Consider the following 5782-nt stretch of genomic DNA (forward strand, 5'->3'; position numbering starts at 1 on the left):
GGTTTAAGGTTGCGCTGTGCCCATTTCAATACCCTTTTTTCTCCTTTTTTGTCAATTGAATGTAAGGTAAATCTTGAGTAAATAACATCCACTTTTTCAGACAAATCGTCTAAACGCGTAAAGTCATTTGTTTCAGCAGTAATTCCTTCTATTTCGTTTAAGTTTTTCGTAGTAAATTCAGATTGATCTATCGCTTTTACATTCAACCCTTTTTGAGCAAAATACAAGGCATCTCTTCCATTACCACACCCTAATTCAATAAGAGAATCTCCTTTTTTAAGGTATCCTTCTTTCACTAAGAATTTGGCGAATAAACTCGGGTTTGCATTAAACTTCTTCCCTTGTTCTTTGTAGTATTTTTCCCAGTATTTTTTGTCGTTAAATAGATCTTGCATGTTTTTTTATTATTGTATATAAATTTTCACAAACCTTTCCGTCAGTTTCTTGATGGAATTTATGTTTGATTTTTTGAGCTTCTTCTTGGTAGGGATTTTTGTTTTTGGCAACTCCCTGTATAAAGGTTTCTAATTCGCTTTGTTTTGAAATTTTTGGTCCAGGTGTATTTTCAAAATAAGGGAAAGAAAACCCTCTAATTTTTTCATATTCATCGTAGTCGTAAGGAATAAATGCAACAGGTCTATCCAAGAGTAAAAAGTCTAAATATACGCTTGAATAATCCGTAATTACAGCGCTGTAATGAGAGAGTACCTCATTCACATCGGGATAAATATTACTTCCCTCAAAATAGATGTTTTTTAATCCTTCGAAAACACCTTCCTTTTTGTAAACCGATTCTTCATTGATATGAAGTCTGACCGCTATAGAAACGTCGAGTTGATTCAAAAGCTTGTCCAGTGCCTTTAAATCTTTGTCCTTAAAAGGAAACAATTGCGTAATGTTTGTATCTCTAAAAGTAGGAGCAAAGAGTATCTTCTTTTCCTTAGGCAAGTCAAAATTATTTCGTTTTAACTTATCATTTCTAGCCTGCCCGGCAACAATAATGCTTGATGGGGCCATTTGCATGTTTTGTACCGTAAACTCTTTTTCGATTTCAGAGGAAACCACAAAATTGTCCCAAACACCGAGATTATCACCGTTAACCGCTTCAATTTTTTTAACAGGTATAGCATGAAATAGATTCAGCACCCAGCGTTTTTTATTCGGTTTAAAAAAGTAGGGAAAGAAATCAAACGCACCATGGGTCATCACTAACACCTTTGCGCGCATCATAATAAATGGCGTTTTCCAGTGATAAGCATACAAGGGGTGGCCTGGTATCTTCTCCATCAATTCCTTTTTTTTGGTAAAGAAGTATACCTTTTCTCCTTGATCCAAAAAATATTCATACAGGTATTTGGAGTTATCTGCGTAACCTTTTGCAGATCTACAGCCAAATACGATGTGTTTCTTTGTGGAAAATAAGGCGTCTAACCCAGAACTGATGAATTTAGAAATCCTACGAATTCTCTTTTCCATTTCTTTTTTCTAAAATAAACAGTACGAGAATCAAAAGAATCAACCCTAAACTCAACACAAAAGAAATAGTATTCACCGTACCAAAACTTGGTACTTCAAATTTCATTACCAATTCTTTAGCTCCTGCGGGTAGAATAACCCCTCTTAACAAGTAGTTTGTTTTTTCAATGTCTACCTTTTCTCCATCTACATAAGCATTCCATCCATCAGGGTAGTATACTTCAGAAAGCACTGCAAACTGCTCTCCTGTCGTGTTGATCGCGTAACGTAACTCATTGGGTGCGTAAGAAGTCATTTCAATACTTCCTTTTCCACTGAAGGTTTTACCTTTTACTTTTTCGTAGGTAGAAGGAGTGATAATAGCTTCTGTTTTCGGCATAAAGTTATCTACTACTTCTTGTGTTACTAATACTTCAAATGAATTTGTTGTATCTGCTTCTAAAGTGAAGTTAGGTACCCAATTTCCTCTTCCGTTAACGTCTGCTACAAAGCTTGAAGCCTGACCTGTTTGAAGGGTTTTTTGAATATTAATAGCCAAAGAATCTCCGTTGTTGACGTAAGTAATGTTTTCGGCTCCGTATACCAAAGCTTCATTAACTACTTCGTTGTTCACCACCAACGTTCCATTTCCTTGGTTGCTAATTTTAACTTCTTTCCCCAAAGCTCTGATTTCTTCTTCTGGAGTTTCTTCTACTTGGAACTCTGTAACAAACCAGGCATTTCCTAAAGCATTTGGATTAGGTTGCGCTTGGTAGTCACCCGTTTGCTGATTCCTTTGTATGAAGTACTTCACGTTAAACATGTCAAACACCTTGTAGTTTCCTTGTGATAATTGGAAGTTATAGATGTTTTGTATGTTTCTCAGCTTGGCTCCGTGGTATCCTCCTAAAGATTTGTGGAAGTAAGAAGCTCTCGATGAGTTCGTTCCACCACTTGGTTCGTAAACTCTATAGTTGGTATTGGCATTTAAGGCCGCAAATTTCTTACCTGCAATGTAGTTTGCATATCCTTTCTCTCTGCGTAAGTCTTTATCTTCTGCAGCGTTAGCGGCTTCATCAATAATAGCTTTCAACGCTGGATTTTGAGCAATCTCATTCTGCATGATTTGCTGATCTGCCGTAGTAGGGGAGAAAGGGTTTCTTTTTTCAAATTCTGGCATCCAGAATTTCATCTCTCTTCCTTCTTTTTCAGCATTCAAGTAAATTCTATCTACTGGAATTAAGTCCGCCAATATTAATACCGCTAAACCTCCAATTAATAATTCCTTTTTAAAATCGTATTTCAAGAAAGCAAAAATCAATAGAGCTGCTACCAATAAGAATCCAAATGATCTGAGGTAACTAGATTTTGCTACATCCGCTCTAAAGGCTACTACCGCATCAAAACTTTTGGTTTGGTTGGCTACTACATTTTGTATAAATGCATTCTTCTCTTGTGGATTGTTTAAGTTTACCCCGTATTGTTGTTTGGCTTGTTCTACCGGAATGCTTTCTATTTGCGAACGCACGTTAGCTTCCATTCCGTATAAGAATTCGTTTTCTCTTTCGCTTAGGTAATCGTCTCCTGTACCTGCAAAAGCAAAGATTAAAAGTAACAAGGCACTTGCTCCAGAAACAATGTAAAAGGTTTTCATTTGCGCTTTGATCGCTTCTCTTTCGTTGACAAGCTTCTGCAAGAACAATACTCCTAAAAGAGGTACACAAATCTCAACGATGGCCAAAATAATGGTTACCGCTCTAAACTTGTTGTATCCAGGAATGTTATCGATAAAGAACTCTGTAAGTCCCATGTAGTTTTTCCCCCAAGAAAGCATCAAACACAAAATTGTGGCAGCCAAAAGTGCCCACTTCATTCTGTCTTTAACAAATACCAAGGCTAATAATGCCAAGAATACGACGATGATACCTAAGTAAACCGGACCCGTTACAATGGGTTGGTCTCCCCAATACATCATTTGCTTGGCCAGTTCTGGTGCGTCAGAACGGAACTCCTTTTCTTTCAATTTATCTTTGAACGGACTGTTCCCAATTACAGCAGATCCACCTCCATGAATATAAGGCGAAATCAAAGTCATTGATTCTCCAATTCCATAACTCCATTGTGTAATGTAGTCTTTGTCTAAACCTTTCGACTGATTTTTGGCAGCCGTAGTTCCGTCCGGGTTAATTTTAATATCGTTTTCTCCACGAATCGTGTACTTCGCGTAGTCGTTCGTAAAGGTGATGTTACCATAGTTAATTCCAAGGGCAAATCCATAAGCAACCAAGATTCCAACAGTAGCTAAACCGAAGCGCTTAAAGTTCGATTCTTTACCAAAGGCACGTACCAATTCAACAATACCCATAAAGAGCAATACAATGCCTAAGTAATAGGTAATTTGTAAGTGGTTGGCAGAAATTTCCATCCCCATGAATAGGGCTGAGAGTAAAATACCCCACTTTAAATTGTTGCGGAAAGCCATGTAAAAGGCTCCTATAACGGGCGGTGCTAAGGCAATGGCTACCGCTTTAGAGTTGTGACCGGCTTGCAGAATAATGATGTAGTAAGAGGAGAAGGCAAAGGCCAAAGCTCCTAAAATAGCTACCCATTTATTGGTTCTAAAACACAACAGCATAATGTAGAACCCTGTGAGGTAAGTTAAGAAAATACCTGCAGGAGATCCTATCCAAAAACCAAGCGCACGCTTTATTTTGGTCATCAAGTTCCCATCATATACCGTAGAAATTTGATAGGTCGGCATTCCACCGAACATAGAGTTCGTCCACAGTGGTTCTTCACCGTTTTCGGCTCTGTATTCAACGGTTTCGTGCGACATACCAATGAACTGTTCAATATCGTGTTGTTTCAATCCATTGCCTCCAAATTGAGGAGAGAAGTAACCTAGGGTGATAATGAAAAATAAACCAAGGGCGAAAAAATGTACCCAGTTGCGTTTAAAGAATTCAGTAACGTTGAATTTCATATCTTGATTTTATGCGTGTTTTAGAAGCGATGAAGATAATAATTTTAGTAGGGATGTAAAGTGATTGTTTCGCTTTTATTACCTAGCCCTTTAGATTTTATGTTTTTTTAGGCTGCCCGGGCGCGCTATCCATTATAATCCGCGGTGGTTGCCCCCTTCAACTAAAGTCTTTCACAGGTTATCACCTGCAAAGCCTAAGTTTCAGTACGGCATCCCCCTGTGGGTTGTCATTCCTATCGCTGGCAGAAAAAGTGACTAGTTCTGAACAATTCAAGAGAAATTACTTTTTATCAGGTTTTGATTTGAATTTTAAAATGTTATCCACTTGTTAACCACGCTTTGTTTTTCAGGCATTTAAATGTCGTAACTTTACTAGTATCCATAAAACCCTCTGCTATGTTTAAAACAATGAGCAAACTTATTAAGTCTTCTCAAAATCCTATAGAGACTCTCCCTGAAATAAAAATCATGCGCCTTATTTTTTGGTGTTATTTTGCTAGTTTAGCTCATGTAGCTGGAGCGCAAACTCCAGGTGGTTTGTCAGATTCTACTACTTTTTGGATTAAGGCCAACAATGGAACATCCTCTACAGTGCCAAATGGTTCTATCGGAACATGGCAAGATCAATCTCCTTTTGCAAAAGATGTTAGCCAAGTCACGCAAGGAAAACAACCAAAATTTACAGTAAGTAATATCAATTATAATCCCTCCGTTCACTTCGATGGTGTAAACGATTATTTACGAGTCGACCTAGGTACCGATGAATATACCTCCGAATTCAATTTTTTTATTGTTGTAAAATTAAATTCTAATACCAACCTTGGGGCTGTTTTTCATAATCACTCCACAACCTCTGGAGATATAGATCTTACTTCTTTTCAATTCGATTCGAATGGAAGTACTTATAGGTACAGAAATAATAGTGATATCAATGGGGTAAACGGACTCCCATTCTCAACCTATAATACAAATTTCCGATTATTTAGCATTCGAAGTTATGGGGAAAACAATAATACGGCGGTGAAAGCATTCGAAAATGGAGTAATTGTGGGGTCAGCGCAATTTACTGGACAAAATAGAGGGCAGCGTTTTAGAGATTATTTCTTAGGCGCCAATCGAATTGCAGTGGTATCCAATAGTGGTACATTTTCTAACAATTATACGGCTGAAGTTATTATTATCCCAAAAGATTTGTCCGAAGATGATAGGCGTAAGGTTGAGACCTACTTAGCAGTAAAATATGGATTTACACTTTCTAATGTTGGTAGTGGTGTAAAGGGAGATTATGTAGCAACGAATGACGCATTGCTCTGGGATGCATCGCTAGCCGGTGGCTATCACAAC

Annotated in this window: 4 protein-coding genes; 1 reads left to right on the top strand and 3 read right to left on the bottom strand. The window is 37.8% G+C overall.

Annotated elements, in window-relative coordinates:
• The 3 genes from AC22ZQ_RS11970 to AC22ZQ_RS11980 all read right to left on the bottom strand — a co-directional run.
• Positions 1 to 395 (bottom strand): class I SAM-dependent methyltransferase (locus AC22ZQ_RS11970; protein ID WP_318959003.1); only part of this gene is annotated, 395 nt, incomplete at its 3' end.
• Positions 379 to 1476 (bottom strand): CDP-glycerol glycerophosphotransferase family protein, encoded by a 1098-nt coding sequence (locus AC22ZQ_RS11975; protein ID WP_318959004.1) that lies wholly within the window; start codon positions 1474 to 1476, stop codon positions 379 to 381. The genes AC22ZQ_RS11975 and AC22ZQ_RS11970, both read right to left, overlap by 17 nt.
• Entirely contained in the window at positions 1457 to 4438 is a 2982-nt protein-coding gene (locus tag AC22ZQ_RS11980) for a YfhO family protein (RefSeq protein ID WP_318959005.1), read from the bottom strand. The genes AC22ZQ_RS11975 and AC22ZQ_RS11980 overlap by 20 nt, the downstream gene beginning before the upstream one ends.
• Before the next feature lie 468 nt (positions 4439 to 4906).
• Here AC22ZQ_RS11980 and AC22ZQ_RS11985 point away from each other — a divergent pair.
• The coding region (locus AC22ZQ_RS11985; RefSeq protein ID WP_318959006.1) for a DUF8202 domain-containing protein at positions 4907 to 5782 on the top strand (876 nt) is incomplete at its 3' end.

The sequence above is a fragment of the Lishizhenia sp. genome (assembly GCF_057456495.1).

Excerpts from the sequence above, each read along its gene's own strand:
- AC22ZQ_RS11975 (WP_318959004.1), bottom strand. The coding sequence starts at position 1,476 with ATGGAAAAGAGAATTCGTAGGATTTCTAAATTCATCAGTTCTGGGTTA.
- AC22ZQ_RS11980 (WP_318959005.1), bottom strand. The coding sequence starts at position 4,438 with ATGAAATTCAACGTTACTGAATTCTTTAAACGCAACTGGGTACATTTT.